This is a genomic window from Xanthomonas sp. SHU 308, from assembly GCF_000364645.1.
GTDB classification, from domain to species: Bacteria; Pseudomonadota; Gammaproteobacteria; order Xanthomonadales; family Xanthomonadaceae; genus Xanthomonas_A; species Xanthomonas_A sontii.
The window spans coordinates 1-2,853 of the sequence record NZ_AQOK01000653.1 but is presented as its reverse complement, the minus strand read 5'-3'; the positions used below and the strand labels follow the sequence as shown (position 1 = coordinate 2,853).

The window sequence follows — 2,853 nt, the reverse complement described above, 5'->3', positions numbered from 1 at the left end:
CCGCCCTGCCGCTGGCGGCATGGCCGCAACTGGCGCTGGGCTGGATGCGCAGCGTGCAGGACGATCCGCGCGCCCGCGCGCCGATCCCGCCACCGGCGGGCACGCCGTGAGCCCGTCCGTGAGCGACCTCTCCACCAAGCGCCACCGCCCGCCTCGCCCGTCCCACGCACGCGGCCGGACCGCAGGCAATCGCAAACGCGGCCACGCCGCCACACCTCTCGCGTCCCCGACCGCCTAGCCAGGACACCGTCCACGCATGACCGCCCGCCCTCGCCTGCCCGCCCCGCTCCTCACCGTGCCCGACGCGGCCGCCCCCGACGACCATGGCCGCCGCCGCTTTCTGCGCGACGGCGCGCTCGGCGCGCTGGCCTTGAGCGGCGCGCTGCCCGGTCTGGCGCCGGCCTCGGTGCCGATGCGGGCGGCGCCGCTGGCGCGCACCCGCAGCGGTCGCATCCGTGGCGTGCGTGAGCAGGGCGTGTGCGTGTTCAAGGGCATTCCCTACGGCGCCGACACCGCGCCGCGGCGCTTCCAGCCGGCGCTGCAGGAACGGCCCTGGCACGGTGTGCGCGACTGCGGCGCCTATGGTGCGTCGGCGCCGCAGCGCGGGTCCGAGCCGGTCAGCGAGGACTGCCTGTTCCTCAACGTCTGGACCCCGGGCCTGCGCGACGGTGCGAAGCGTCCGATCCTGTTCTACATCCACGGCGGCGCCTACAACAACGGCTCCGGCAGCGACCCGCTGTACGACGGCGTGCGCCTGTGCCAGCGCGGCGACGTGGTGGTGATCAGCGTCAATCATCGCCTCAACGCGTTCGGCTATCTGTACCTGGCGCCGTTCGGAGGCGACGCCTATGCCGCCTCCGGCAACGTCGGCCAGCTCGACCTGGTACAGGCGCTGCAGTGGGTGCGCGCGCACGCGGCCGAGTTCGGCGGCGATGCCGGCAACGTCACCGTGTTCGGCCAGTCCGGCGGCGGCGCCAAGATCGCCACGCTGATGGCGATGCCGGCCGCGCAGGGGCTGTTCCACCGCGCCTGGACCATGAGCGGGCAACAGGTCACCGCCGCCGGGCCACGTGCCGCCAGCCAGCGCGCGCAGTTGCTGCTGCAAGCCCTGCAGCTGGAGCCAGCGCAACTGGACGCGCTGCGCACGCTGCCGCTGCAGCGCGTGCTCGAGGCCACCCGCATCCGCGATCCATCGCGCGCGGAGGACACCGCGCTGTACCTGGGCCCGGTGCTGGATGCGCAGGTGCTGCACCGGCATCCGTTCTGGCCGGACGCGCCGCCGCAGTCGGCGCGCATCCCGATGGTGATCGGCAACACCCACGACGAGACCCGCGCCTTCCTCGGCCACGATCCGGCCAACTTCGCGCTGACCTGGGACGCGCTGCCGGCCAAGCTGGCGCAGGAGCAGTACGTGGACCTGTCGCCGCAGGTGGTGATCGCCGAGTACCGACGGCTGTATCCGCACTACACGCCGAGCGAGGTGTTCTTCGCCGCCACCACCGCCGGCCGCTCCTGGCGCGGCGCGGTCGAGGAAGCCGAGGCGCGCGCGCGGCAGGGCGCGCCGACCTGGGTCTACCAACTGGACTGGGGTTCGCCACTGGACGGCGGCAAGTTCGGCGCCTTCCACACCCTGGACATCCCGCTGGTGTTCGACAACATCCGCCAGCCCGGATCGCGCACCGGCGACGGCGCCGGCGCGCAGCGCATGGCCGATGCGATGAGCGCAGCGTTGCTGGCCTTCGCCCGCCACGGCGATCCCAACCACCCCGGCCTGCCGCGCTGGGCACCGTACTCGCTGGCCCAGCGCGAAACCCTGCTGTTCGACACCGACAGCCGCCTGGCGCACGACCCGCGCGGCGGCGAGCGCCGGCTCTACGCGCAGGTGCCGTTCGTGCAGCGGGGGACGTTGTGAGGCGGCGCCACGATCGCCGCGCGCGGCGCGCGTGGCCGTGACGAAACACCCGTGTGCGCCTGTCGAAAGCAGAGGCGCGCTTGCCAGGTCGGTTGGTGTGCTGCGTCGGGACTGAAGTCCCTCCCACAATGGCGGCGGCTGCGGCGGCGTCGGTCGCGAGGGCTGATGCGCCAGATCACCGTGCTACCAGCCGGTGTCCTCGGCCAGCACCACGCGGTTGCCGACGGCGCGCGCGGCGTCCAGCAGCGCCTCGGCGCGCTGCATCAGCGTGGCCGGCGTGTCCTCCGGCGTGGCCAGCAGCGCACCGACGCTGACCGTCAGCGCCTGCGCGTCCGCCGCATCCTGGGCGATCGCCATCACCTCGACCATGTCGCGCAGCGCCGGCGCCACCTGCCGCAGGTGCGCGCCGCTGGCGTCGTACAGCACCAGCGCGAAGCGGTCGGCGCTGATGCGCATGGCCACATCCAACGGTCGCAGCAGGCATTGCATGGCCTCGGCCACCTCCAGCACCGCGCGGTCGGCGGCCCCGGCGCCGCTGCGCTGATTCAGCGCGGCGAAGCCGTCGAGTTCGACCAGGATCAGCGCCAGCCCGCGCTGCAGGCGCCTGCGCTCGGCCAGCGCCACCGCCAGGTGTTCGTCGAAGCGGCGGCGGTCGCCCAGGCCGGTGAGCGCGTCACGCAAGGCCTCGTCGTCGCGTACCCGCCGCTGCAGGAAGCCTTCGCGGCGCGAGTGTTCGCGCAGGTAGCCGCCGGCCGCACCGACCGGCACCGCGGTCCACAGCAGCCACTGCAGGCGCAGGTAGGCATCGTGCGCCGCGCCCTCCAGCAGCAGATGGCCGGCCACGGCGCTGATCGCGCACAGCAGCAGCGCCACCGCCACGCTCTGCCACAACGCCATGCCCAACGGGAAGAAGCCGGCCACGATCACCAGGGTCATCACCG

General features: G+C 73.7%; 2 protein-coding genes. One reads left to right on the top strand and one right to left on the bottom strand.

Annotation, left to right across the window (positions count from 1 at the left end):
• The first annotated feature begins 412 nt into the window (after positions 1-412).
• Entirely contained in the window at positions 413-1,912 is a 1,500-nt protein-coding gene (locus tag D588_RS0118130; RefSeq protein ID WP_232764326.1) for a carboxylesterase family protein, read from the top strand.
• Positions 1,913-2,095: 183 nt separating this feature from the next.
• Here D588_RS0118130 and D588_RS0118125 read toward each other — a convergent pair.
• The coding region (locus tag D588_RS0118125) for a GGDEF domain-containing protein (RefSeq protein WP_017916981.1) at positions 2,096-2,853 on the bottom strand (758 nt) is incomplete at its 5' end.